Genomic DNA, 23,801 nt, shown 5'->3' with positions numbered 1-23,801 from the left:
TCTGGCGGTGCAAGGTAGCTGTCGAAACATGACACCGATTTAATCGAGTGCGCCGAATGGCCGATCTTTGGCGGCTTTGCGGCGGCGCCTGCGTTGATCGCTTGGCAAGCCGAAGGCGATCCGATAGGTCAAAAAGATCGCCGGGCGTGGGAATCGCGCCAGTGTGATTACTTGCGAGCCATTCGCAAGTGTCTGCTGTAGAACGGTTTTATGGGGAAGACTCCGATGGGGATGGGCAAGCGAGCCCGGAGGACGCTGGGGGAGACTGCGGCCTCCATCGTTCTAGGCGCCGGATTGGCGGTGTTCGCCGCCGCGCCGACCTGGGCGCAGGATCTGATGGGACAGCCGACGCCGGGGGGCATCGACCTGCAACCCGCGGCCTCGCCGCTGAAGCATGACGCCATCGCCTTCCATAACGGGCTGCTGGTCGTCATCACCGCCATCACCCTCCTGGTGCTGGGGCTGCTGGCCTGGATCGTCTTCCGCTACAACAAGAAGGCCAATCCGACGCCGGCGCGCTGGAGCCACAACACCACCATCGAGATCATCTGGACGGTCATGCCGGTCCTGATCCTGGCGGGCATTTCGCTGTTCTCGTTCCGGCTGCTGTTCGCCTATCACGACATGCCCACGCCGGACCTGACGGTGAAGGTGACCGGCAACCAGTGGAACTGGGCCTATGAATATCCCGACCAGGGCGTGGCGGAATACATCTCCAACATGCTGCCAGAGGACGAGGCCAAGGCGCGGGGCGTGCCCTATCGCCTGGCGGCGACCGAGCCGATGGTCGTGCCGGTCGGCAAGACGGTCCAGCTGGTCATCACCGCCTCGGACGTGATCCACGCCGTGGCCCTGCCGGCCTTCGGTCTGAAGACCGACGCGGTGCCCGGCCGGATCAACACCACCTGGTTCAAGGCCGAGCGCACCGGCGTCTTCTACGGCCAGTGCTCCGAGCTGTGCGGCGTCGACCACGCCTTCATGCCCATCGAGATCCGGGTCGTGACCCAGGCCCAGTTCGAACAGTGGCTGGCCTCCAAGGGCGGGTCGATGACGCCCAAGGCCGCCGAGCCCGCGCCGACCGCCGCCGCGCCTGCCGCGCCCGCCGAGACGCCCGCCGCCGCGACCCCGGAAGCGGCCGCCGCCGCTCCCGCCGGCGCTCCCGGCGCCCAACCCGTTCCCGCCGCGGCGCCCGCCGCGCCGGCCGCCCAGTAAGAGGCGAAAAGACATATGGCTGACGCTACCGTAACCCGTGACGCGACCCAGATCGGTCACGCCCACGACCACCATCATCACGACGACCACAAGGTGGGCTTCTTCACCCGCTGGTTCCTGTCGACCAATCACAAGGACATCGGCACGCTCTATCTGATGTTCGCCATCATGGCGGGCATCGTGGGCGGCGCCCTGTCGGGCCTGATCCGCTGGGAACTCGCCGAGCCGGGCATCCAGATCTTCAAGGAGGGTTCGTCGATCCAGCTCTTGGGGCTCGTGGAGCAGTCCAAGCACGGCTACAACGCCGTGGTCACGGCCCACGCCCTGATCATGATCTTCTTCATGGTCATGCCGGCGATGATCGGCGGTTTCGGCAACTGGTTCGTGCCCATCATGATCGGGGCGCCGGACATGGCCTTCCCGCGCATGAACAACATCTCCTTCTGGCTGCTGGTCGCCGCCTGGTGCCTGCTGATCCTGTCGATGTTCGTCGACGGCGGGCCGGGCAAGGGCTTCGGCGGGGGCTGGACGGCCTATCCGCCGCTGTCGACCTCAGGCCACGTCGGTCCCGCCTTCGACCTAGCCATCTTCGCCCTGCACGTCGCGGGCGCCAGCTCGATCCTGGGCGCGATCAACTTCATCACCACCATCCTGAACATGCGCGCGCCGGGCATGACCCTGCACCGGATGCCGCTGTTCGCCTGGTCGGTGCTGATCACCGCCTTCCTGCTGCTGCTGTCGCTGCCCGTCCTGGCCGGCGCCATCACCATGCTGCTGACGGACCGCAACTTCCACACCCACTTCTTCGATCCCGCCGGCGGCGGCGATCCGATCATGTACCAGCACCTGTTCTGGTTCTTCGGCCACCCGGAAGTGTACATCCTGATCCTGCCGGGCTTCGGCATCATCAGCCACATCGTCTCGACCTTCAGCCGCAAGCCCGTGTTCGGCTATCTGGCCATGGCCTACGCCATGGTGGCCATCGGCTTCGTCGGCTTCATCGTGTGGGCGCACCACATGTACACCGTCGGCATGAGCATCAATCTGCGCGCCTATTTCATCGCCGCCACCATGATCATCGCGGTGCCGACGGGCGTGAAGATCTTCAGCTGGATCGCCACAATGTGGGGCGGCTCGATCAGCTTCAAGACGCCCATGCTGTGGGCGATCGGCTTCATCTTCCTGTTCACCGTCGGCGGCGTGACCGGCGTGGTCCTGTCCAACGCCGGCATCGATTACAGCCTGCACGACACCTATTATGTGGTGGCCCACTTCCACTATGTGCTGTCGCTGGGCGCCGTCTTCGCCATCTTCGCGGGCTTCTACTACTGGTTCGAGAAGATGTTCGGCGTGAAGTACAACGAGTTCCTGGGCGCGCTGCACTTCTGGATCATGTTCGTGGGCGTCAACCTGGTCTTCTTCCCGCAGCACTTCCTGGGTCTGCAGGGGATGCCGCGCCGCTACATCGACTATCCCGACGCCTTCACCCTGTGGAACCACGTCTCGTCCATCGGCTATGCGATCACGGCCGTCGGCGTGGTGGTGTTCCTGATCATGCTGGCCGAGGCGGCGATCCGTCGCCGGCCCGGCGTGGCCAATCCGTGGGGCGAGGGCGCCACGACCCTGGAGTGGACCCTGTCCTCTCCGCCGCCGACGCACCAGTTCAACGAACTGCCGGTGGTCAAGGGCGACGAGCACTGATCGCCATCCGGCGAAGCTGAGACCAGCGGGCCGCGCTTTCCATCGGAAAGGGCGGCCTTCTGCTGATCAGTGTGCTATTGCGGCCCGCACCGATGACCCAAGCCCAGACACCCCCCGCCCTCTCGACCGCCCAGCCGGAAGACTTCTTCCAGCTGTTGAAGCCGCGCGTGATGTCGCTGGTGGTGTTCACCGCCGCGACCGGGCTGGTCGTGGCGCCGGGGTCGGTCAATCCGCTGGTCGCCGCCATCGCCATCCTGTGCATCGCCGTGGGCGCGGGCGCAGCCGGCGCGCTGAACATGGCGCTGGAGGGCGAGACCGACGCCCTGATGCGCCGCACGCGCGGCCGGCCGGTGGCGGCGGGGCGGGTCAGGAAGAACGACGCCATGGCGTTCGGCGTGATCCTGAGCCTGTTTTCGGTCATGCTCTTGGGCATGAACGCCAACTGGCTGGCGGCCGGGCTGCTGGGCCTGACCATCGTCTACTACGCCGGCTTCTACACCCTGCTGCTGAAGCGCCGGACGCCGCAGAACATCGTCATCGGCGGGGCGGCGGGCGCCTTTCCCCCGGTGATCGGCTGGGCGGCGGCGACGGGCCATGCGCCGTGGCAGGCGTGGCTGCTGTTCGCCATCATCTTCCTGTGGACCCCGCCGCACAGCTGGGCCCTGGCGCTGTATTCGGCCGGCGATTACGCCAAGGCGGGCATTCCGATGATGCCGGTGGCGCGCGGCGCCCGGTCAACCCGGCTGCAGATCCTGATCTACAGCCTGATCTTCGTGCCGACCGCCATCGCCCCCGCCCTGGTCGGCCTGGGCGGCGTGATCTATCTGGTCGTGTCGGTCGTCGGCGGTCTGGGCTTCCTGGGCCTGGCCTGGCGGCTGTTCCGCTCGCGCGCGGGCGACGAGCCGGACAAGGCCGACACCGTGGGACGCGAGGCCGCATTGTATGACGTCAAGGCCCAGGCCAAACCGGCGCGGGACCTGTTCGCCTTTTCCATCCTGTATCTGATGGCCCTGTTCTCGGCCCTGTTGGTCGAGGCCCTGGCCGGCCTGGGAGCGTAAGCCATGCGTCTGACCCCCGAAGAGATGCGCGCGCGCAAACGCCGCAACATCTGGATCGCCAGCGCCCTGGTCGCCTTCATCGTCCTGGTCTTCGCCACGACCGTCCTGCGGCTGCAGCAGAACCAGGCGGCCGAACGCGCGCTGGAGCGCGCCGTCGCGACGTCCCAGCCGTGAGGAGCGACCGCAAGAATCTGATCGCCATCGTCTGCGTGCTGGGCGTGATGGGGATGACGGGCGCGGCCTTCGCGGCGGTGCCGCTCTATCGGATGTTCTGTCAGGTCACGGGCTTCGACGGCACGGTGCGGCGCGCGGAAAAGGCGCCCGACCAGGTGTTGGATCAGACCGTCCTGGTGCGGTTCGACACCAATGTCCGGGGCCTGCCCATGACGTTCCGGTCCGAACAGGCGACCCAGCGCGTGCGGATCGGCGAGACGGGCCTGGCCTATTTCGACGTGACCAACACCTCGGACCGGCCGATCCAGGTGCGGGCCGGCTATAATGTCGTGCCGGAATATACGGGGCCGTATTTCCAGAAGCTGCAATGCTTCTGCTTCACCGATCAGACGCTGAAGGCCGGCGAAACGCGCCAGTTCCCGGTGCAGTATTTCATCGCCCCCGAACTGGCCACCGACCGCGAGGCGCGGGGCGCGCGCGAGATCACCCTCAGCTACACCTTCTATCCCTCGGTGGATGCGCCGGCGGCCTGACGGCGAGGCTTGATTAGGGGCGACGCGGCGTCTGGCCTGTTGCGCTCGACGCCGTTATGTCGGAAGAAAAGACGACTTCATCACAGGATCGAGGCCTGACAAAAGGCTCGGCCGAGGATGGATTTGAGGGGAAGAGACCGCATGGCCGACGCGCACGCCGCTCCGCAGCACGACTATCACCTGGTTCCGCCCAGCCCATGGCCGCTGGTGTCGTCCATCGGCGCCACCATCATGTTCATCGGCGCGGTGATCTGGATGAAGGGTCTGGCCCCGGCCGACAGCGGTCCGATCGCCGCCAACTTCCTGGCCCAGGGCAAGCCTGGGATCTTCTTCGCCGGCCTGGCGGGCGTGCTGATCTCGGCCTTCTGCTGGTGGTCGGACGTGATCAAGGAATCCAAGGCGGGCGACCATACGCCGGTCGTCTCCATCGGGCTGCGCTACGGCATGATCCTGTTCATCGCGTCGGAGGTGATGTTCTTCGTCGCCTTCTTCTGGATGTTCTTCGACATGGCCCTGTTCCACGAATCGCGGGCGCTGACGCCGGAAGTGGGCACCTGGGCCGACACCGCCAAGGCCTGGTCGACCTGGCCGCCGAAGGGCGTGGAGGTGCTGTCGCCGTGGCAACTGCCGCTGTTGAACACCGTGACCCTGCTGCTCAGCGGCTGCACCGTCACCTGGGCGCACCACGCCATTCAGGTCGGGGACCGAAAGGGCGCCAAGATCGCCCTGGCCATCACCGTGGCGCTGGGCGTGCTGTTCACCTGCGTCCAGGCCTATGAATACCACCACATCCTGCATGAGAAGCTGTTCTTCAACGAAGAGGCGATCAACTCGGGCCTGTATGGTTCGATCTTCTTCATGGCCACGGGCTTCCACGGCTTCCACGTCCTGATCGGCACCATCTTCCTGGCGGTCTGCCTGATCCGGCTGCTGAAGGGCGACTTCACCCCGCAGAAGCATTTCGGCTTCGAGGCGGCGGCCTGGTACTGGCACTTCGTGGACGTGGTCTGGCTGTTCCTGTTCGCCTTCGTCTATGTCGTCTTCGGTTGATCCAAGACGGGCCTGAGACTGTCGAAACGGCGCGGGACGAGGGATCGTCCCGCGCCGTCGTCGTTTGCGATCACCCGGTTCGCGCGGCGTTGAAGGGGCGCTGCCCGCGCTGCGGCCAGGGGCGGCTGTTCGATGGTTTCCTGAAGGTTCGGCCGGCCTGCGCGGTCTGCGATCTGGACCTCTCGACCATCCAGACCGGCGACGGCCCGGCGACCTTCATCATGCAGATCGCCGGCTTCGTGGTGGTGTTCTCGGCCCTGTTCGTCGAGATCAAGTTTCACCCGCCCATGTGGCTGCATCTGATCGTCTGGCTGCCGATGGTGGCGGGCCTGTCTCTGGCGCTGATCCGGCCGGGGCGGGGGCTGATGATCGGCCTGCAGTACAGGAATCAGCGATGAAGCGTTTTCCCTGGATTCTGACCGTTCTGACGGCGGCGGCCATCGTGTTGCTGGTCGGCCTTGGCGTGTGGCAGGTCGAGCGGCTGAAGTGGAAGGAAGGGCTGATCGCGGCGGCCGATGCGGCGGCGGCGAAACCGCCCGCGCCGCTGGACCAGGTGCTGGCCAAGGGCGAAATGGAGTTCCGCAAGGCTCTGATCGTCTGTCCCGGCCTGGCCAGCGCGCCCTTCGTGGAGTTGCAGTCCATCCATGACGGCGAGGCCGGGGTGCGGCTGATCTCGGCGTGTCGGCCGTCAGGTCATGACTTCACCGTGCTGATCGACCGGGGCTTCGTCGGCGACGGCGTGACGGCCCGGCCGCGCGTGATCGAGACCACCTTGCCGCTGGTGCTGGTGGGCGAGTTCCGCACCTTTCCCAAACCGGGGGGAATGAGTCCCGCGCCGAGGGACGGCCGCTTCTACGCGCGCGACACCGCCGCCATGGCCAGGGCGCTGAACGTCACGGGGCCTGTGCGGCCCGAGGCCGTTTTCGCGGTCACCGCCGTCAATCCCGAGTTTCCGGCGCTGAGGCCCTCTGCGCCCCCTGCCGCCTTCTCCAACAACCATTTCGGATACGCCCTGACGTGGTTCGGACTGGCGATCGCCCTGGCGGGCTTCTATGTGGCCCTGCTTCGCCGTCGAACCAAAGAAAGACGGTCATCAAGCAGCCGCGCACCGCGTGCGCGGCGATAGGAAAGACTAAAGTCCTGACTTCTCTCCACACCCTGTCCAACGGCGTCCGCGTCGTCTGCGACCCCATGCCGGGGCTGAAGACCCTGGCCGTCGTCGTCACCGTCAAGGGCGGCGCGCGCTGGGAGGCCGAAGACCGCTCTGGCTGGTCGCACCTGCTGGAGCATCTGGTGTTCAAGGGCGCCGGCGACATGGCCGCGCGCGAGATCGTCGAGCGGATCGAGGCCGAGGGCGGCACGATCAACGCCTCCACTGGATACGAGCGGACCAGTTTCGAGGTGCGCGGCCTGGACGGCTCTCTGCCGCTGGCCATGCAGGTGCTGTCGGACCTGGTGTTTCGCCCCACGCTGGACCCCGCCGAGATCGTGCGCGAAAAAGATGTTGTGGCCCAGGAGATCGCCGAGGCCTTCGACACGCCCGATGACCATGTGTTCGAAATGGTCCAGACCCGCGCCTTCGCCAAACAGCCGCTGGGCCGCCCCATCCTGGGCTCGGTCGCCAGCCTGAAGCCCGCCGACAAGGCCGCGGTCGAGGCCTGGCGCGCGCGGCTGTATTCGCCCGACCGGATGGTGGTGTCGGTGTCTGGCGCGGTGGACGAGACCGAACTGCTGGCCCTGGCCGAGCGCTGGTTCGGCGATGCGGTCGCCACGCCGGCCGACGCCCCGGCCCCGGCCGTCTTCGTGGGCGGCCACGCCAAGCTGACGCGCAAGATCGAACAGGCCAATCTGGTGTTCCAACTTCCGGCCCTGTCGGCGACCGACCCCGCCCTGTCGGCCATGCGGCTGTTCGGCGAGATCCTGGGCGGGGGCATGGCCTCGCGCCTGTTCCAGAGCGCGCGCGAGGAGCGGGGCCTGGCCTACGCCATAGACGCCTATCAGGAGCCGTACGAGGACGCGGGCGTGCTGGGCATCTACGCCGGGGCGGCGGCGGATCGGGCGAAAGAACTGGCCGAGGTCTCGGCGGCCGAGGTGCGGGCGCTGGCCGAGCACGGCCCCACTGACCGGGAACTGTCACGCGCCAAGGCGGTGATGAAGGCGGGTCTGTGGATGTCGGACGAGAATCCCATGAGCCGGGCGGGGCGCAACGCCGCCCAGACCCTGATCTTCGGCGCGCCGCGCGCCAGCGCCTGGATGACCGAACAGTTGGAGGCCCAGTCGGTGGAGGATGTGCGGGCTGTCGGCGGACGTTTGCTGGCCACGGGCAAGGCGGCCAGTGCGGTGCTGGGGCCAAAGAGCGCCGCCCCGGCGGGCGAGGCCTTTTCCGCCGCCCTGTTCGCGACCTGATCCGGCCGGTTTGTAGGGAACATCGGCCGGGCGTATCGGTTATGCTGGCGCTTCAATACCCCAGCCCCGGAGTGTCCCATGTCCGTCCGCGTCGCCCTGATCGTCGGCAGCCTGCGCGAAGGCGCCTATTCGCGGGCCATCGGCCTGGAACTGAAGGCGCTCGCCGCACCGGCGCTGGAGCTGGAGTTTGTCGAGATCGGCGACCTGCCGCTCTACAACCCCGATCTGGAGACCGATGCGCCGCCGCCCGCCTGGACCCGCTTCCGCGAGGAGGTGGCGACGACCCAGGCCGTGTTGTTCGTCACGCCGGAATACAATCGCTCCATCCCCGGCGCGCTGAAGAACGCCCTGGACGTCGGCTCGCGTCCCTACGGCCACAGCATCTGGGCCAAGAAGCCCGCCGCCATCGTCAGCGTCTCGCCCGGCGCCCTGGCGGCCTTCGGCGCCAACCATCACCTGCGCCAGCCCCTGGTCTTCCTGGGGATGCCCACGATGCAGCAGCCGGAAGCCTATATCGGCAATGTCGCCGACCTGCTGGACGACGACGGCAAGCTGAAGAAGGACGACACCCGCAAGTTCCTGAGGGATTTCATGGACGCCTTCGCCGACTGGATCGAGAAGAACGCCGCCTGATCCGCGGCGGGCCCCTCACCAGATCAGGATCAACGCGCGTCCGACCATGACGGCCAGAACCATCGTGGCCAGGACAAACAGCGAAAAGCGCGCCATCACCCGGTTGATGCTGATCTGAACCAGGCTGTGCAGCACCCTTAGCGCCACATAGGCCCAGGCCAGACCCGCCATCCAGGCGTCGCCATGACCCGCCACCTGGATGGCCAGGGCCGCCGCGTAGAAGATGGTCGGCTGCTCCATCAGGTGGTTGTAGTTGTCGGCGGCCTGGCGGGCCGGAGCGGGCAGGACGTTCAGACTGCCGGGCATGGCCGCGTCCTGGGGCGCGATGCCCGCCTTCTGCATGGCCGGGATGCGTTTGACATACATCCACGCCCAGATGATCAGCGACCATGTCACCAGCGCCAGCACTGGAGCGACCATTGTCGTCATCGCGACAACCTCCCCAAAGAACGCCGATACTAACGGGATGAAGCCGGTCCGAAAAGCACAAGCTGAGCCGCAGGCGCGCCTTGTCGCGGGGAGCGATGATCGGGCAGTCGGCGGCCAGCGCGCCGGTCCATGAAATCCACGTCATGAGCTAAAGTTAAGCTGTGCTGTCCACGTTTCCCTGTCACCAGGTCCGTGACGGCTTCCGTTCCGCATTTGCGGCATCAGGCCGAACAGGGGATGGGATGGCTGAAGACCGATCCGGCCAGCGGAGCGGACGCCTCGAACATCGGCGTGATCGGCGTCAGTTATGGCGGCTAGGTGGCGTTGCAGACGGCGGCGGCGGATCATGGCGTGCGTTGCGCCGTGGCCCTGGTTCCGGCCGACATGGGCGTGATCGGCGCGCGCTGGGGAACGGACGCGGACTATCGTGCAGCCTGGAAGGCGGATCTGGACAGCTTCGCCGCCGAGCCCGAGACGGCCCGGTTTGGTCCTGAAGGCGTGGACGGGTTCATGAATGCGATCACGCGGGACGCCGCCGCGTCCCGCTTGGCCCAGCGCGCGCCCGACCTGGCGGATCGTCCGATCTTCGTCGCCGGCGGACGAAAGGATCCGGCCGCGCCGTTTGCAGATCACTATGCGCCTTTGGTCGAGGCCCTGCGCGTGGCCAAGGCGCCGTTCGCGGCTCTCGAGTTCGACGGCGGACACAATCCCTCCGAAGCCTCGGCCGCAGCGCAGGGCTTCATCGAACGGACCTGCTTCGGGCGATAGGCTGAGCCCCAATTGAAAACGGCGGCTCCGAGAGGAGCCGCCGTCGTCGTATCAGCAGGTGCTGAAATCAGCCTTGGGTCTGGAGCTGGCCAGCCGATTCCTTGCCCGAACGCTTGTCGCGTTCCAGCTCGTAGGAAACCTTCTGGTTTTCGTCCAGGCCGCGCAGGCCGGCGGCTTCAACAGCCGAAATGTGCACGAAGACGTCCTTGCCGCCGTCGTCGGGTTGGATGAAGCCGTAGCCCTTGGTTGCGTTGAACCACTTAACAGTGCCGGTAGCCATTAGTAGACCTCCGTTAGAAGTTGACCGAGGGAACGTCCCTGCGGCCTGTCGGGTCTGAATGGAGCGGCCTGGACTCGTGCGTTCGCAGAGAGAGTGGGCGTTACGCAGAGAGATCGACGAGGCTTATGTGCGCAGGTCTTCGTGACAAATGCAAGCGCGCCGCGTCGGAGGATAAAATCCAGCGCCTGGAACGGTTTAGCTTGCAAGGCGTTGATGTGGCGAACGAAAGGCATTTCCATGAACCGCACCCATGTCGTGGAGCGCGCCTATCAACTGGCCCGCACGCAAAACTGTCTCAACACCGGCGACGTCGTGAAGGCGCTGTCGGGCGAGGGCTATTCCGGCGCCGAGATTTCGCACTTCCAGGGCAGTTCGATCCGCGCGGATCTGAACCGCATCTGCAAGATGCCCAAGGCCGAGGTCGAGGCCACGCCGGACGCGGCCTGAGGGCCTGAGAGCTTGAGAGCGTGAACCTGGCCGCTTAATGCGCGCCGGCGTCGGCTGGCAGATGCATCTTCTCGAACCGCCCCACCCGCGCGACTAGGGTGCGGGCGGCGTCGTTCATGCCGACCACCTGAACCTGGGCGCCCTGTCGGCGATAGCGGAACACCACCTTGTCCACGGCGGCGACGCCGGTCAGGTCCCACAGATGGGCGTCGGTCAGGTCGATCTCGACGTGCGTCGGCCCGCCATGATGTTCGAAACTGGCGGCGAACAGATCGGCCGAGCCGAAGAACAACTGGCCTGACACGCGATATCGCAGCGCGCCGGGTTCGGATGTCTGAACTTCGGTCACGCTCAAGGTCTTGCTGACCTTACGCATGAAGAAGACGGCGGACAGCAGCACGCCAAGCACCACGCCCTTGGACAGGTCGTGGGTGACGACGACGGTCGCCGTGGTGGCGACCATGACGATCGAGGACTGGATGGGCAGGGTGCGCAGCTTCAACACCGAGTTCCAGTCGAAGGTCCCGACCGACACCATGATCATGACCGCAACCAGGGCCGCCATCGGAATGCGCGCCACCCAGTCCTGAAGCGCCAGCATCAGGAACAGCAGGAACAGTCCAGCCCACAGGGTCGACAGCCGCCCGCGCGCGCCCGATCCGACATTGATCATCGACTGGCCGATCATGGCGCAACCCGCCATGCCGCCGAACAGGGGCGACAGGATGTTGGCGATCCCCTGACCGCGCGTCTCGCGATCCTTGTCCGAGGCGGTGTCGGTCACGTCGTCGATCAGATTGGCGGTCAGCAGGCTCTCCAGCAGGCCGACGAAGGCCAGGGTGGCCGAGATCGGGGCGATGATGGCCAGCGTCCGCCACGTCAGCGGCACGGCGGGCAGGTGGAACGCCGGCAGGGCGGTGGGCATCTGACCCATGTCGCCGACCGTCCGCACGTCCAGCTTCATCACCATCACCGCGGCGCTGACGACCACGATGGCGATCAGGGGCGAGGGGACGGCCTTGGTCAGGCGCGGGGCGCCATAGATGATGGCCAGGGCCGCCGCGACGAGAACATAGGTGGTCGGCCCGGCGCCGATCAGTTCCGGCATCTGGGCCAGGAAGATCAGGATCGCCAGCGCATTGACGAAGCCGGTCATCACGCTGCGGCTGACGAACTTGATGTAGCGGCCCAGCTTCAGCAGGCCGATGACGATCTGAAACACGCCGCACAGGATGGAGGCGGCGAACAGATATTCGATGCCATGATCGCGAACCAGGGTGACCATCAGCAGCGCCATGGCCCCGGTCGCCGCCGAGATCATGGCCGGCCGCCCGCCGACGAAGGCGATGGTGATCGCGATCACGACGCTGGCGTACAGGCCCACCGCCGGATCGACGCCGGCGATCAGGGAGAAGGCGATGGCCTCCGGGATCAGGGCCAGGGCCACGACGGTTCCGGCCAGCAGGTCGCGGCGTGGACTGGCGAGCCATTGCTGGCGCGCGGATGCAATCAGGGTCATGTCAGGATTTCATCTGGATGAGCCGCGCCCGACGATGCGGTTTCTGGCGGTTCGGTTTCCCAGCGGATCGGCGGCGGGGATAGCCACCCGTCGCCTGCGAACAGGGCCGGGTCCAAGGTGATGACGTCCTGATGCGTCAGGCGCGTGCGGAAAGCAAGCGCAGGCTCCGGGGCGCGCGAAGGACGCCCCGGAATGGAGGGCTTTACGCCGGCTGGGCCAGGCCCATTTCGGCCTCGGCGATCAGGTCGCGGTCGTCAACCTGCCAGGGGTGGAAGTCGGGGCGGTAGAAGGCGAAATAGTCGCCGATCATCCGGCGATACAGGCCCGGCTTGAACCACAGCCAACGGAACAGGCCGAACCGGGCGCGCCAGCCGACGATGCCGTCCTGTTTCAGCAGCATCAGACTGGTCTGGCGCACCGTCTTGGTGAACAGAAGGGTCGTCAGCAGCATGGCCCAGCGACGCAGCCGCCAACGCTGCAGCGGCGACATGTCGCGCGTCGCATGCAGGAAGACGTCATAGGCCACGCCCTTGTGCTCGATCTCCTCGATGGAGTGCCAGCGCCAGAGCCGCGCCAGATCGTGGGGCGATCCTTTCAGCAGGTCCGGGTCGGCCAGAAGCCGGTGGGCGAAGGCGGCGGTGAAATGCTCCAGCGCCATGGTCGCGGCCAGTTGCGCCAGCGGCGGGCGGGCGCGGGCGATGTTCAGCCGTTCGGTGACATAGGCCTCGATCTCGGCGGTCCGATAGCCTGCGCGTTCGGTGATGGCGTTGAAGGCCATGTGCTCGCGCGTGTGCGCCCCTTCCTGCACCGTGAAGGCGCGGATGTCGGCGGCCAGATTGGGCGGCGCGTCCTTGGCGAAGCGTTTGACCGACTGGATGAAGAACCGCTCGCCGTCGGGGAAGGTCAGGCTGAGGGCGTTCATCACCGCCGTGCCGAAGGGGTCGCCATTGAACCACCAGCGTGGCGTGGCGGCCTCGCGGTCGATATGCAGGTCGCGCGGCGTGATCTGGAGGTCGGCGGGTGTGGCGGATTTCGCCATGATAAGGCTCCTTAAGGGTCTGCCCATCGATTTCGAGATCAATATGGAGATAACTGACATCTATGTCAACTAATGGCCCGGCAAGGCGGCGTCGAGGGGCTGCGGCGCGCGAAGAGGCGCTGGAGGCGGCGCGCGATCTGTTGCTGTCCGGCGGCCCGGCGGCGGTGACGCTGAAGGCCGTGGGCGAGCGCATGGGGGTGGGCCACGCCAATCTGATCCACCACTTCGGCTCGGCGGCGGGACTGCAGGGCGCGCTGATGGACCGGATGGTGCGAGACCTGGCCGACTGGATCGAGGCGGGCCTGGGCGCGGGACGGGACGATGTGGAGCCCGACCGTCTGATGACGGCCGTGTTCGACGCCTTCGGCCAGGGCGGCGCCTCGCAGATGGCGGCCTGGCTGGCGCTGGCGCGCGAACAGGCGCGGGCCGAAAGTTTCGCCCAGGTGGTGCGCGATCTGGCCGACCGGCTGGCGGCCATGGCGCCCGAAGATCCGCGCGCGGCGGAACGGGCCAAGGCCCTGGTGGTCACGGCGGCCTATATGGCCTTCGCCGAGGGTCTGATCGGCGACATACTGACCCCGATGCTGGGCGCGCCCGACGGACTGGGGCGCGATCTGGCGCTGAAACTGACGGCGACGCTTTTGGCCGAACCGTAAGGTTCAGGCCAGGATCTTGGTGCTATAGTCCCCACCCATGGCCCTTCTGGACTGGATGAGCGATGTCGGCGGACCCGTGGTGCGCGGGAAGGGCGTGCTGCTGCGCCCGCCGCGCGCCGGCGACCACGCCGCCTGGTCCACGCTGCGGGACGGGTCGCGCGACTATCTGCAACCGTGGGAGCCGGCCTGGCCCGAGGACGACCTGACCAAGGCGGCGTTCCGGCGGCGGCTGTCGATCTATGCGCGCGAGATGGAGCTGGGCCACGCCTGGCCCTTCTTCGTCCTGGTCGATGGAGGAAAGACGCTGGCCGGCGCCGTGACCCTGTCGAACGTGCGGCGCGGCGTCGCCGAGACCGGCACCCTGGGCTACTGGATCGGCCAGCCTTACTCGGGCCAGGGCGTGGCGACGGCGGCCGTCCAGGCGGTGGTCGGCTATGCGTTCGACGTGCTGAAGCTGCATCGGCTGGAGGCGGCCTGCCTGCCGACCAATCACGGTTCGCGCCGGGTGCTGGAGAAATCGGGCTTCCGCAACGAGGGCCGGGCGCGGGCTTATTTGAAAATTAACGGCGCTTGGGCAGACCATCTTCTGTTCGGCCTGGTCGAGGACGAGCGTTGACGGTCGCGGGCCGTCTGGAAGGGCGGATAGCGTGACGACACGATCCCGATCGCTGGCCTGGGACGCCACGACCGCCATCGAGGCGCTGGCCGCCGCCGACACGGCCCTGTGGATCTGGACCCCGGCCGAGAACGAGCTGCGTTTCACCGGGGCCACCCGCGCCCTGGGCCTGGGGCCGCTGGCCCCGGAATGCACCGCCGCCGGCTTCGTCGCCCTGGCCATGCCCCAAGACCGCAGCCTGGCCGAACGGATGCTGAAACCCCAGGAAGAGGGGACCGAGGTCGCCGTGCGTCTGCGGATGCGCGGGTCCGAAACCTGTCTGTGGCGCGGCGTCTGGCTGGAGGACGGCCTGCGCGCCGCCGGCGTCGTCGCGCTGGAGACCAAGTTCGCCGGATCGGATCAGGACACTTTGACCGGCCTTCTGGACCGTCGCGCCTTCCTGGCCCGCGTCACCGAGGTCCTGACCCAGGCGGGCGAATACGAGATGGTGGTCGGGGACGTCGATCGCCTGCGTCGCCTGAATGAGGCGCTGGGCCACGAACGCACGGATCTGGTCCTGTCGGCCCTGGGCTCGCGCCTGGCCGCCGCCTTCCCCAAGGACGCTTCGCCCGCCCGGATCGGAGAGGACGAGTTCGCCATCATCGTGCCGCGCAGCGCCTCGCACACCAGCTACCGGATGCGCGACGCGCTGGAACAGCCGCTGCGGGTCGCAGGCTTCGATATCTATCCGACCGTCTCCATCGGAGCGGTGATGGTGGAGGGCGGGCCGGACGCGCCGGACGCCGCCGAACTGCTGCGGCGGGTCGAGCTGGCGGTGGAATCGGCCAAGAGCGCCGGGCGCGGCGGATCGGCCGCCTATGGCCGGGCGCTGGAAAGCGACAGTCTCAGCCGGCTGGCGCTGGAGGCGGACCTCCGCAACGCCTTCGTGCGCGGCGAGATCGTGCCCTTCTTCCAGCCCATCGTGAACCTGAACACCGGGGCGGTGGCGGGGTTCGAGGCCCTGGCCCGCTGGCGGCACCCCCGTCGCGGCCTGGTGCCGCCGGACGAATTCCTGGGCCTGACCGCCGACCTGGGCATGATGAACGAACTGGGTCTTCTGATGATGACCCAGTCGGCGCGGCAGCTGGCCGAATGGATCGAACGCCATCCGCTGGCCGGCAAGCTGTTCTGCAGCGTCAATCTTTCGGTGGGTGAGATCGAGCGTCCGCACCTGTGCGAGGACGTGGCGCGCGTGATCAAGGAAAGCGGCCTGCCCAAGGGCGCGCTGAAGCTGGAAGTCACCGAGGGCGACATCATGCGCGACACCGCGCACGCCGCCGAGGTGCTGCAGTCGCTTAAGGATGTCGGGGCGTCGCTGGCGCTGGACGACTTCGGCACCGGCTTCTCGTCCCTGTCGTATCTGGCGCGCCTGCCGTTCGATACGCTGAAGATCGACCGCTACTTCGTGCTGACGATGAACAAGGACGAGGGCTCGGCCAAGATCGTCAAGTCGGTCGTCAACCTGGGTCGCGACCTGTCGCTGGAGGTCGTCGCCGAGGGGGTCGAGAACGCCGAACTGGCCCGCCTGCTGCTGGACGCCCAATGCCACTACGGCCAGGGCTTCGGCTACGCCCCCGCCCTGCCGGCCCAGGAGGCCGAAGTCTATCTGGCCGAAAGCCTGGCTGACGGATCAGCGCCGATCAAGCAGCGGTCGGCTTGATCGACGCCTGGCCGCCTCAGCGCAGCACCGCCTCGGGGTCGGCCAGCACTACGTCGTGCATCATGTTCAGATAGGCTTCGTAATAGGGTTTGTGCGAGGCGCCGACGATGGTCAGCATCCGCGTGCCCGGATAGCGACCCAGGACATCGCGCATATTGGCGACCATGCGCAGGTTCCGCGTCTCCCAATAGCCGACGTAGTTGCGGCCGAACCCCTGCGGCGACGGCTCCCTGAGCGCGGCGCCGAAATCGGATTGGTAGGTCAGCAGCGACTGACGCGGTTCGTTGTAGGCGCGATACAGGGCCAGGACGCCGCCCGGCGCGTTCAGGTCCGCCTGCAATCGGTCGGATTCAGCGCGGCGCTCACGGCTGTAGGGATTGTTCCAGGCGCCCATGACGGCGTCGGCATAGGCCTTCTTGACCGCCGGATCGGGGCTGTCGGGGGTGTCGGCGGAGTGATCGTCGACGCTCCATAGTCGCTCCAGTCCCAGGCGTGCGGCCAGGGGGGCGGAGATCTGATCGGTCTCGTTGCGGCGGACCCTGATCCGCTCCATCCGGGCGGCCAGATCGTCGGTCAGGCCGTCGCCGGCGCGGCGCTCCTGGGTCGGCAGACGCAGCCATTGAACCAGGGCCGAGCCTTGCTCGCCCGCCGCCAGGAAGACCGCCGTCAAATATCGGCGCTGGGCGGCCGTGGGCGACGCGGGCCAAGCGGCCAGCAGTCGTTCCGCCTCGGCGTTGGCGGCGGGCACGTCTAGGCCCAAGGCTGCGCCGGCCGCTGAAGGGTCGGAACAATAGGATTCGATCGTTTCGGCGTAGCGTTGTGGATAGCGGCGCAGGCTGTCGCATTGCAGGCCCGACAAATCCTCGGTGGCGATGGCGGTCGGCGCCCAGGCGGCCAGCTTATCCATCAGCGGCGCCAACAGGACCCAGTCGAAGCTTTCCGGCAGGCCGGACAGATGGACGGTGCCCAGAACCAGCACCGTGTTGGGCGCGCCGGAGGGCGGTCCCTTCAGCTGTTCGGGATGAAAGTCCGGGCGATAATCCTGAGCTGAGGCCAGGCCGGCGACCGCCGCAGCGGCCATGGCGACGACGGACGACAGGATGCGGTGATGGGGACGCGCCATGAGATTTGACCTTGAAACGACGCCGCCAACCCCGACGCCAAAGGCAGTCTGGCCCAAGCGTGGCCGCTGCACCCGTTAAGTTTTGGACAGCTAGCCATACGGCTCAGTTTGACGGACAGTGGTCGCCATGACCGACGCCAGACTGGAGATCGCCGCAGGCTTCGCTACCGCGCAGGGCCCCAAGGCGGACAATCAGGATTTCGGCGGGGTCCATATCGGCACCGCGGCGGAACAGCGCGAGCACGGGGTGGTGGCGGTGATCGCCGACGGGGTGTCGGGGTCCAAGGCCGGGCGGGTGGCGGCGGAACTGACCACGCGCAGCTTCATAGACGGCTATCTGGACCAGAACCCGCTGAACGGCATCGCCGCCAACGGGATCAAGGCGCTGCGGGGTTTCAATCGCTGGCTCCACGCCAAGGGGCGCAGCGACCCGGCGATGGAGGGGGCGGCGACCACCTTCACCGCCCTGGTGCTGCGCGGGCGCGAGGCCACGGCCCTGCACGTCGGCGACAGCCGCGCCTGGCATTTCCGCGACGGGGTTCTGACGCGGCTGACCGAGGACCACACCCGCGCCCAGCAGGGGCTGAGCCATGTGCTCTATCGCGCCGTGGGCATCGAGGCGGACGTCAAGCTGGATGTGCGCCAGGTGCGGCTGGAGCCGCACGACCGGCTGCTGCTGACCACCGACGGGGTGCATGGGGTGCTGACGGACGCGGCCATCGCCGGGCTGCTGGCGCGGCGCGGATCGCCCGATGCGGACGCCCGCGCCATCCTGGCCGAGGTCGAGACGGCGGGCGCGCGCGACAACGCCACGGCCATCGTCATCGACGTGGTCCGCACCGGGGCGCCCGACTGGGAGGCGATCACGGCCGAGGCGGAAGGGCTGGCCATCGCTTCCCCGCCCGAGGTGGGTCAGACGGTGGACGGCTTTGTGCTGCAGCGGTTGGTGGCGGACGGGCGCTATACCCGGCTGTTCCTGGCCCGGGACACGCTGGGCGACGCAGGCGTGGTGGTGCTGAAATTCCCCAAGCCCGCCGTGGTGTCCGAGCGCGGCGCCCGCACCGCCTTCCTGCGCGAAGCCTTCATCGGCCGTCGCATCGACAGCCCCTATGTCGGCAAGGTGCTGACGCTGGACGCCGGGCGTCAGAGCCGCCTCTACATCGCCCAGCCCTTCCACGCCGGCCGGACCCTGCACGCGCATCTGGCCGAGGAGGGGCCCTATCCGATCGCCGAGGGGATCGCGGTCGCCCTGCCGCTGGCGCGCGCCGTCTCGGCCCTGCACCGGGCGGGGGTGACGCACCGCGACATCAAGCCGGACAATGTGATCCTGGAGGCGAACGGCGGGTTGAAACTGGTCGATCTGGGCGTGGCGCGCCTGAGGCTGGCCGAGGAGTTCGCCGAGGCCGAGGCGCCCGGCACGGCCGGCTACAAGGCGCCGGAGATGTATGCGGGCGAGGCGGGCGACGCCCTGACCGACCAGTTCGCCCTGGGCGTGACCCTGTATCGGCTGTTCACCCGAACCTATCCGTGGGGCGAGGTCGATCCGGCGGACGCGCCCCGGTTCGACCGCGCGCCGGCGCCCCCGACCCGCCACCGGCCGGACATGCCCGCCTGGCTGGAAGCCGCCATCCTGCGCGCCTCGGCGGTCGATCCCAACGATCGGTTCGAGGATGTGGAGGAACTGATCCACGTGCTGGAGACGGGCAGCGCCGTCGCCGCCCCGCCGCCGCGCCAGCTGTCGCTGATCGAACGCGATCCGGTGCGGTTCTGGCAGGGGGTCAGCCTGATCCTTCTGCTGGCCTTCCTGATCTCCATGGCCACGCGCTAGGCGCCTACGCCAAAGCGCAGCCATCGGATGTGCGACATTTGGCGGCGCACCTTTTTCGGGAACGTCTCGTGCGGTTTCGCTTTTCCGACCGCGAGCGGGGACTTCGCGCCCGCAGCCAGCACGTAAGCCTCCCCCAATGATCAAGACCCTCGCCTGCAGCGCCCTGGCGCTGGCCCTCGTCTCCACCCCGGCCCTGGCCCAATCGACCGTGCAGAACTGGTCCGGCCCTTACGTCGGCATCTTCGGCGGCTACAACCAGACCAACGACGACGGCGACGAAATCCTGCGCTTCGACCGTAATCTGGACGGCGCCTATGGCGATCCCGTCAATACGGCGGCCGGCGCCAACGCCTTCAGCCCCGGCTTCTGCGGCGGCGCGGCCACCAGCACCGCCCCGACCACCGGGTGCAAGGGCGACAACAACGGCGTCGAGGCGGGCGTGCGCGCCGGATATGACTGGCAGTTCGGCAATATCGTCGTCGGCGCCCTGGCCGAATACACCGTCAACAACGCCCAGGATTCGGTGACCGGCTTCTCGACCACCCCGGCCTCCTACACCTTCACGCGCGAGCTGGAGAGCACGGCGGCCGCCCGTCTGCGTCTCGGCTATGCGGCCGGCAACGCCCTGATCTACGGCACCGGCGGCTACGCCTATGGCAAGTTCGACAACAAGTTCCGCACCTCGAACCAGGCCAACAGCTTCAGCCAGAACAGCGAAGGCGACGACGGCGACGGTTGGCAGGCCGGCGGCGGCGTGGAATACGCCCTGGGTCGCGGCCTGACCTTCACCGGCGAATACCTCTACACCTCGCTGGACGTGGACAGCCCCGTCGTCCGCGTGGGCCAAGGCACGGCGCCGGCGACCAACCCGTTCGTTCTGGCGCCCAACACCACGGGCACGGACATCACGCGCGGCAACGGCAAGTTCGGCACGCATATGTTCCGCGTGGGCATGAACTACCGCTTCTAAGTCCCGAAGCGGGGCGGTCGGGTCGGGTTCAGGCCCGGCCGCCCTGGCTGGACAGCATGGCTGCGTCCACGCCCAGCAGGGCGAGGGCGCGAGTCCATTTCGACGTGTGTTCGCTGTCGAAGATCAGATCCAGGTCCGCCTCGGCGGTCAGCCAGACGTTGTCGGCCAACTCCTCCTCCAACTGCCCTTCGCCCCAGCCAGCATAGCCCAGCAGAAGGGCAGAGCGGCGCGGGCCGCCGACATCGTCGGTCATGGCCGTCAGCGCCTCGCGCGTGCCCGTCATCGCCAGGCCGTCGCCAAACGGAAGGCTGTCCTCGCCGATCATCCAGTCGTCGGTGTGCAGGACGAAGCCCCGCTCGCGCTCCACCGGCCCGCCCATCAGCACCGCCCGACCGATCGACTGGTCCGGCGCGGGGGCGTCCAGCTTGTCCAGCACCGTCTTCAGGTCCACGCCCGGCGCGGGTCGATCCAGCCTGAGGCCCATCGCATGGTCCGGGCCATGGGCGCAGATCAGGATGACCGCATGTTCGAACCGGGGATCGTCGATGCCGGGCATGGCCACCAGCAGGCGGCCGGTCAGGGGGGAGGCTTCGCTCATGATCCGCCCATCATCCGCCGCGAAAGCGTCGGGCGCAAGACGCAGGCGCTTGCGGTTGGCCCGTCGGCCTCTATGTGTCGCAGGCGGCGTTTTTCATCCATTCGACGCCACGTCCTTTCCCTTCATCCTTCCCTGTCCGCGGAGACCCTCATGACCATCCAGATCGGCGATCGCATCCCCGACGCGACCCTGGCCCAGGCCACGTCCGAAGGGCCCAAGCCCGTCAGCACGGCCGATATCTTCGCCGGCAAGACCGTTGCCCTGTTCGCCGTGCCCGGCGCCTTCACCCCGACCTGCTCGGCCCGCCACCTGCCGGGCTTCAAGGACCATCTGTCGGACATCAAGGGCAAGGGCGTCGACACCGTCGCCTGCGTCTCGGTCAACGACGCCTTCGTCATGAAGGCCTGGGGCGAGAGCCAGGGCGTCACCGACGACAGCATCGTCATGCTGGCTGACGGCAACGGCGAACTGACCAAGGCCCTGGGCCTGGTGCTGGACGGTTCGGGCTTCGGCCTGGGCGAGCGCTCGCAGCGCTATTCCATGCTGGTCAAGGACGGCGTCGTGACCCAGCTGAACATCGAGGAGGGCGGCGAGTTCAAGGTGTCGTCGGCCGAGCATCTGATCGCCCAGCTCTGATGGAAGCCGGGCCGCGGCGTCGTTCTGCGGCCCGACGACCATGACCACTGATGTCTTCAGTCCCGAGCAGCGCAGCGCCGTGATGCGCCGCGTGAAGGGGCGGGACACGTCGCCCGAACTGGCCGTGCGCAAGGTTCTGCGCGCGGCCGGCGTCGGTTACCGGCTAGGCGGCTGCGGCCTCCCCGGTCGGCCGGATGTCGTGATGAAGGGCCGCCGCATCGCCCTGTTCGTCCACGGCTGTTTCTGGCACGGCCACGACTGCCCCCGGGGCGCGCGCCAGCCCAAGACCAACGCCGACTACTGGATCGCCAAGATCGCCCGCAACCGCGCCCGCGACGAGGCGGCCGTGCAGGCGCTGCTGTCGGCCGGCTGGCGGGTGGTCGTGGTCTGGGAATGCGACCTGCGCCGGCCCGACTTTCCCGCGGCCCTGATCGTCGAATTGACGGGTCAGGCGGCCTCGGATCTGGCCTGAGCGGTTTCTTCCAGCACGTGCTGCAGGGCGCCGATCAGGGCCGTGGGCGTCAGGGGCTTGGACACGAAATAGGCCATGCCCGCCGCCTGACAGGCGGCGACATCCTCGGGCGCCGTATCGGCGGTGACGGCGACCACGGGCGTCAGGGCGTTGGGGCCATGGCCGGCCCGCAGACGGCGCGTGGTCTCGCGACCATCCAGTTCGGGCATCCGAACATCCATGAAGATGACGTCGAAGACCGTCTCCTCGCAGCGTTCCAGCGCGATCAGCCCGTCGGCGGCCGTGGTGATTTCGCACCCCAGGGGCTGAAGGATCAGCTGCACCGCCCGGCGATTGATGTCGTGATCGTCCACCACCAGCAGGCGCAGCGGCTGGTCGGTTTCGTCTTCCGCTTCCGCCTCGGCCTCCATCGCGATGGCCGCGACAGGTTCGGGGCTTGGAGCGGCGACCGGCTCAGGCGCTGCAACGGGCGCGGGTGCGGGCGCGGAGGGGACGGGCGCCGTGGGGCGCAAGGTCCGGGCGATGTCCAGACGGCTCTGATCCGCAGGCTCGACCGACGGTGCCGCCGCCTCGCCGCGCGGCAGGACCAGCGAGACGGTGAAGCGCGACCCCTGGCCCGGCGTGCTGCGCACCGTCAGCCGTCCGCCCATCAGGTCCACCAGATTGCGGCTGATCGCCAGCCCCAGACCCGAACCGCCATAGCGGGCGGTGACCCCTTCGGCCGTCTGGTCGAACGGGGTGAACAGTCGGTCCAGCTGGTCGGGCGTCATGCCGGGGCCGGTGTCGGCGATCTCGAACGTCAGGGCGTAGGACGCCGGCTCTTCCAGCCAGCCCTGAACCCGCAGGGTGATGGTCCCGCTGGCGGTGAACTTCATGGCGTTGGACAACAGATTGTTCAGCACCTGGCGAATGCGGATCACGTCGCCCTTGACCGACCGCGGCATGGTCGCCGCCCCCTCGATCCGCAGTTTCAGCCCCTTGGCCTCGGCCGGCGCGCGCCACAGCTGCAGCGTCTGGGCCAGCATCTGGCGCAGGTCGAAATCCTTGACCTCTATGGCCATCCGACCCGCCCCTATGCGGGAATGGTCCAGCAGATCGTCCAGCAGGGACTTCATCATCAGGCCGGCGTCGGTGATCAGTTCGGCGTTCTGGCGCGATCCCGCGTCCGCGCCGCGCACCTCTGCCGCCCCGCTCAGGATGGCGCCGATGGGGGTGCGCAGGTCATGACCGATGGCGGCGAGAAAGGCGCGCTGCTCGCTCAGTTCGCGGCTCATCCGCTCGACATGCGCCTCGGCCCGCAGGCGGTCGTGCTGTTCGCGCTTCAGCCGGTCGGCCAGGCTGCGCCAGACGTTCAGACAGTAGATGGTGAAGATGATCACCGCCGCCGCCGCCGTGATCGCGGCGCCCAGCGGCGCGCCCAGCCCCATCAGCAGGAAGGGGAAGGCCGCCATATAAAGGATCTGCGGCGTGGTGGTGCAGGCCAGAACGGTCAGGGACCGGGGCGCATTGACCATGGAATAGACCATGGCGGCCGGAAGCATGATCGCCGCCGATACGCCGCCCGCCGCCCCGCCGAACACCCACAGCATCATCGACAGGGCGCCATACAGGCCCGTGTTGGCGAACATGGTCGCCCCGCCCAGGATGTTGCGCGCCTTGGACATCGGGCGCGGGATCGGCAGGTTCAGGGGCGCGAAGACGAAGGCTTCCCACGCCTGGATGGCGATATAGGCCAGACCCCAGCCCACGGCGATCGGCCAGCCCACCAGGGAGGTCGCGGCCAGGCTGCTGGCCATGCCCACGGCGATGCGCTGCATCATCGCGCCCCGGCGTTGCCGGACCGCATAGGCCCAGCCGCTGACCGTATCGGCGCCCGTGGTGTGCGACATGCATTTCCCCGTTGGCGCCATCAGACGCTTTGAGACGACTTTGCCCCGGTCGAGCCTAACGCTCC

General features: G+C 67.8%; 27 protein-coding genes and 1 other annotated feature. Of the genes, 20 read left to right on the top strand and 7 right to left on the bottom strand.

What is annotated here, in order from left to right; genetic code table 11:
* The first annotated feature begins 225 nt into the window (after positions 1 to 225).
* The 10 genes from coxB to KZX42_RS05470 all read left to right on the top strand — a co-directional run bounded on the left by coxB (position 226) and on the right by KZX42_RS05470 (position 8,767).
* Complete coding sequence (gene coxB, locus KZX42_RS05515; protein ID WP_248118069.1) at positions 226 to 1,212, top strand: cytochrome c oxidase subunit II; 987 nt, start codon at positions 226 to 228, stop codon at positions 1,210 to 1,212.
* A gap of 15 nt (positions 1,213 to 1,227) precedes the next feature.
* The gene (gene ctaD / locus KZX42_RS05510; protein ID WP_248117815.1) at positions 1,228 to 2,913 is read left to right on the top strand and encodes a cytochrome c oxidase subunit I; all 1,686 of its coding nucleotides are present in this window, start codon (positions 1,228 to 1,230) and stop codon (positions 2,911 to 2,913) included.
* Positions 2,914 to 3,005: 92 nt separating this feature from the next.
* Complete coding sequence (cyoE, locus tag KZX42_RS05505; protein ID WP_248117813.1) at positions 3,006 to 3,971, top strand: heme o synthase; 966 nt, start codon at positions 3,006 to 3,008, stop codon at positions 3,969 to 3,971.
* A gap of 3 nt (positions 3,972 to 3,974) precedes the next feature.
* Positions 3,975 to 4,145, top strand: coding sequence for a hypothetical protein (locus KZX42_RS05500; RefSeq protein WP_248117811.1), 171 nt, complete (start codon positions 3,975 to 3,977; stop codon positions 4,143 to 4,145).
* Entirely contained in the window at positions 4,142 to 4,678 is a 537-nt protein-coding gene (locus tag KZX42_RS05495) for a cytochrome c oxidase assembly protein (protein WP_292046956.1), read from the top strand. The genes KZX42_RS05500 and KZX42_RS05495 overlap by 4 nt, the downstream gene beginning before the upstream one ends.
* A 141-nt stretch (positions 4,679 to 4,819) precedes the next feature.
* Positions 4,820 to 5,728, top strand: coding sequence for a cytochrome c oxidase subunit 3 (locus tag KZX42_RS05490; RefSeq protein WP_248117810.1), 909 nt, complete (start codon positions 4,820 to 4,822; stop codon positions 5,726 to 5,728).
* The gene (locus tag KZX42_RS05485; RefSeq protein ID WP_282438807.1) at positions 5,725 to 6,126 is read left to right on the top strand and encodes a DUF983 domain-containing protein; all 402 of its coding nucleotides are present in this window, start codon (positions 5,725 to 5,727) and stop codon (positions 6,124 to 6,126) included. The genes KZX42_RS05490 and KZX42_RS05485 overlap by 4 nt, the downstream gene beginning before the upstream one ends.
* A complete protein-coding gene (locus KZX42_RS05480) occupies positions 6,123 to 6,854 on the top strand; it encodes an SURF1 family protein (protein WP_248117808.1) in 732 nt (243 codons plus the stop codon). Before KZX42_RS05485 ends, KZX42_RS05480 begins: the two co-directional genes overlap by 4 nt.
* 65 nt (positions 6,855 to 6,919) lie before the next feature.
* The gene (locus tag KZX42_RS05475; RefSeq protein WP_248117806.1) at positions 6,920 to 8,134 is read left to right on the top strand and encodes a pitrilysin family protein; all 1,215 of its coding nucleotides are present in this window, start codon (positions 6,920 to 6,922) and stop codon (positions 8,132 to 8,134) included.
* 78 nt (positions 8,135 to 8,212) lie between these two features.
* Positions 8,213 to 8,767, top strand: coding sequence for an NAD(P)H-dependent oxidoreductase (locus tag KZX42_RS05470; RefSeq protein ID WP_248117804.1), 555 nt, complete (start codon positions 8,213 to 8,215; stop codon positions 8,765 to 8,767).
* A 15-nt stretch (positions 8,768 to 8,782) separates the two neighbouring features.
* On the opposite strand, the gene KZX42_RS05465 is transcribed toward KZX42_RS05470, so the two are convergent.
* The gene (locus KZX42_RS05465) at positions 8,783 to 9,196 is read right to left on the bottom strand and encodes an MAPEG family protein (RefSeq protein ID WP_248117803.1); all 414 of its coding nucleotides are present in this window, start codon (positions 9,194 to 9,196) and stop codon (positions 8,783 to 8,785) included.
* Positions 9,197 to 9,388: 192 nt separating this feature from the next.
* On the opposite strand from KZX42_RS05465, the gene KZX42_RS17225 reads away from it, so the two are divergent.
* Together KZX42_RS17225 and KZX42_RS05460 are read left to right on the top strand one after the other, a co-directional pair.
* Positions 9,389 to 9,514: a hypothetical protein gene (locus KZX42_RS17225; RefSeq protein WP_282438806.1), complete on the top strand. Its 126-nt coding sequence runs from the start codon at positions 9,389 to 9,391 to the stop codon at positions 9,512 to 9,514.
* Entirely contained in the window at positions 9,515 to 9,964 is a 450-nt protein-coding gene (locus tag KZX42_RS05460; RefSeq protein WP_248117801.1) for a hypothetical protein, read from the top strand.
* 67 nt (positions 9,965 to 10,031) lie between these two features.
* Here the strand turns inward: KZX42_RS05460 and KZX42_RS05455 are convergent, their stop codons facing one another.
* Positions 10,032 to 10,244, bottom strand: coding sequence for a cold-shock protein (locus KZX42_RS05455; protein WP_248117799.1), 213 nt, complete (start codon positions 10,242 to 10,244; stop codon positions 10,032 to 10,034).
* 237 nt (positions 10,245 to 10,481) lie between these two features.
* Here KZX42_RS05455 and KZX42_RS05450 point away from each other — a divergent pair, with 237 nt between their 5' ends.
* Complete coding sequence (locus KZX42_RS05450; RefSeq protein ID WP_248117798.1) at positions 10,482 to 10,691, top strand: hypothetical protein; 210 nt, start codon at positions 10,482 to 10,484, stop codon at positions 10,689 to 10,691.
* A 34-nt stretch (positions 10,692 to 10,725) separates the two neighbouring features.
* Here the strand turns inward: KZX42_RS05450 and KZX42_RS05445 are convergent, their stop codons facing one another.
* Positions 10,726 to 12,204: a SulP family inorganic anion transporter gene (locus tag KZX42_RS05445; protein ID WP_312572296.1), complete on the bottom strand. Its 1,479-nt coding sequence runs from the start codon at positions 12,202 to 12,204 to the stop codon at positions 10,726 to 10,728.
* Positions 12,205 to 12,263: 59 nt separating this feature from the next.
* Positions 12,264 to 12,327: a sequence feature (sul1 is cis-regulatory element that is thought to sense ions involved in sulfur or methionine metabolism; They are found in Alphaproteobacteria), on the bottom strand.
* An 85-nt stretch (positions 12,328 to 12,412) separates the two neighbouring features.
* Positions 12,413 to 13,249 carry a metal-dependent hydrolase gene (locus KZX42_RS05440; protein ID WP_248117794.1) on the bottom strand — a complete coding sequence of 279 codons (837 nt, stop codon included), beginning with the start codon at positions 13,247 to 13,249 and terminating at the stop codon, positions 12,413 to 12,415.
* Positions 13,250 to 13,311: 62 nt separating this feature from the next.
* Between KZX42_RS05440 and KZX42_RS05435 the strand changes: the two genes are divergently transcribed.
* From KZX42_RS05435 to KZX42_RS05425, 3 genes are read left to right on the top strand one after another with little or no spacing between them, the layout of a single operon-like run.
* A complete protein-coding gene (locus KZX42_RS05435; protein ID WP_248117792.1) occupies positions 13,312 to 13,905 on the top strand; it encodes a TetR family transcriptional regulator in 594 nt (197 codons plus the stop codon).
* A gap of 37 nt (positions 13,906 to 13,942) precedes the next feature.
* On the top strand, positions 13,943 to 14,521 hold the full coding sequence (locus KZX42_RS05430) for a GNAT family protein (protein ID WP_248117791.1): 579 nt from the start codon (positions 13,943 to 13,945) through the stop codon (positions 14,519 to 14,521).
* A 31-nt stretch (positions 14,522 to 14,552) separates the two neighbouring features.
* Positions 14,553 to 16,220, top strand: a complete 1,668-nt coding sequence (locus tag KZX42_RS05425) for a bifunctional diguanylate cyclase/phosphodiesterase (protein ID WP_248117789.1) — start codon at positions 14,553 to 14,555, stop codon at positions 16,218 to 16,220.
* Between the two features lie 16 nt (positions 16,221 to 16,236).
* Here the strand turns inward: KZX42_RS05425 and KZX42_RS05420 are convergent, their stop codons facing one another.
* Entirely contained in the window at positions 16,237 to 17,343 is a 1,107-nt protein-coding gene (locus tag KZX42_RS05420) for a DUF5694 domain-containing protein (RefSeq protein WP_248117787.1), read from the bottom strand.
* 127 nt (positions 17,344 to 17,470) lie between these two features.
* Here KZX42_RS05420 and KZX42_RS05415 point away from each other — a divergent pair, with 127 nt between their 5' ends.
* Both KZX42_RS05415 and KZX42_RS05410 read left to right on the top strand, forming a co-directional pair.
* Positions 17,471 to 19,171 (top strand): bifunctional protein-serine/threonine kinase/phosphatase, encoded by a 1,701-nt coding sequence (locus KZX42_RS05415; RefSeq protein WP_248117785.1) that lies wholly within the window; start codon positions 17,471 to 17,473, stop codon positions 19,169 to 19,171.
* Positions 19,172 to 19,307: 136 nt separating this feature from the next.
* Positions 19,308 to 20,141, top strand: a complete 834-nt coding sequence (locus tag KZX42_RS05410) for an outer membrane beta-barrel protein (protein WP_248117784.1) — start codon at positions 19,308 to 19,310, stop codon at positions 20,139 to 20,141.
* 28 nt (positions 20,142 to 20,169) lie between these two features.
* Here KZX42_RS05410 and KZX42_RS05405 read toward each other — a convergent pair whose 3' ends face one another.
* Complete coding sequence (locus tag KZX42_RS05405; RefSeq protein ID WP_248117783.1) at positions 20,170 to 20,739, bottom strand: YqgE/AlgH family protein; 570 nt, start codon at positions 20,737 to 20,739, stop codon at positions 20,170 to 20,172.
* Between the two features lie 150 nt (positions 20,740 to 20,889).
* Between KZX42_RS05405 and KZX42_RS05400 the strand changes: the two genes are divergently transcribed.
* The gene (locus KZX42_RS05400) at positions 20,890 to 21,375 is read left to right on the top strand and encodes a peroxiredoxin (RefSeq protein WP_248117782.1); all 486 of its coding nucleotides are present in this window, start codon (positions 20,890 to 20,892) and stop codon (positions 21,373 to 21,375) included.
* 40 nt (positions 21,376 to 21,415) lie between these two features.
* Positions 21,416 to 21,847: a very short patch repair endonuclease gene (locus KZX42_RS05395; RefSeq protein ID WP_248117781.1), complete on the top strand. Its 432-nt coding sequence runs from the start codon at positions 21,416 to 21,418 to the stop codon at positions 21,845 to 21,847.
* Here the strand turns inward: KZX42_RS05395 and KZX42_RS05390 are convergent.
* Positions 21,823 to 23,736, bottom strand: a complete 1,914-nt coding sequence (locus KZX42_RS05390; RefSeq protein ID WP_248117780.1) for an ATP-binding protein — start codon at positions 23,734 to 23,736, stop codon at positions 21,823 to 21,825. The two genes, KZX42_RS05395 and KZX42_RS05390, sit on opposite strands and share 25 nt — an antisense overlap.
* Positions 23,737 to 23,801 lie beyond the last annotated feature (65 nt).

This window comes from Brevundimonas sp. EYE_349 (assembly GCF_023147505.1).
Taxonomy (GTDB): domain Bacteria; phylum Pseudomonadota; class Alphaproteobacteria; order Caulobacterales; family Caulobacteraceae; genus Brevundimonas.
This window is presented reverse-complemented; position numbering and strand designations above follow the sequence as displayed.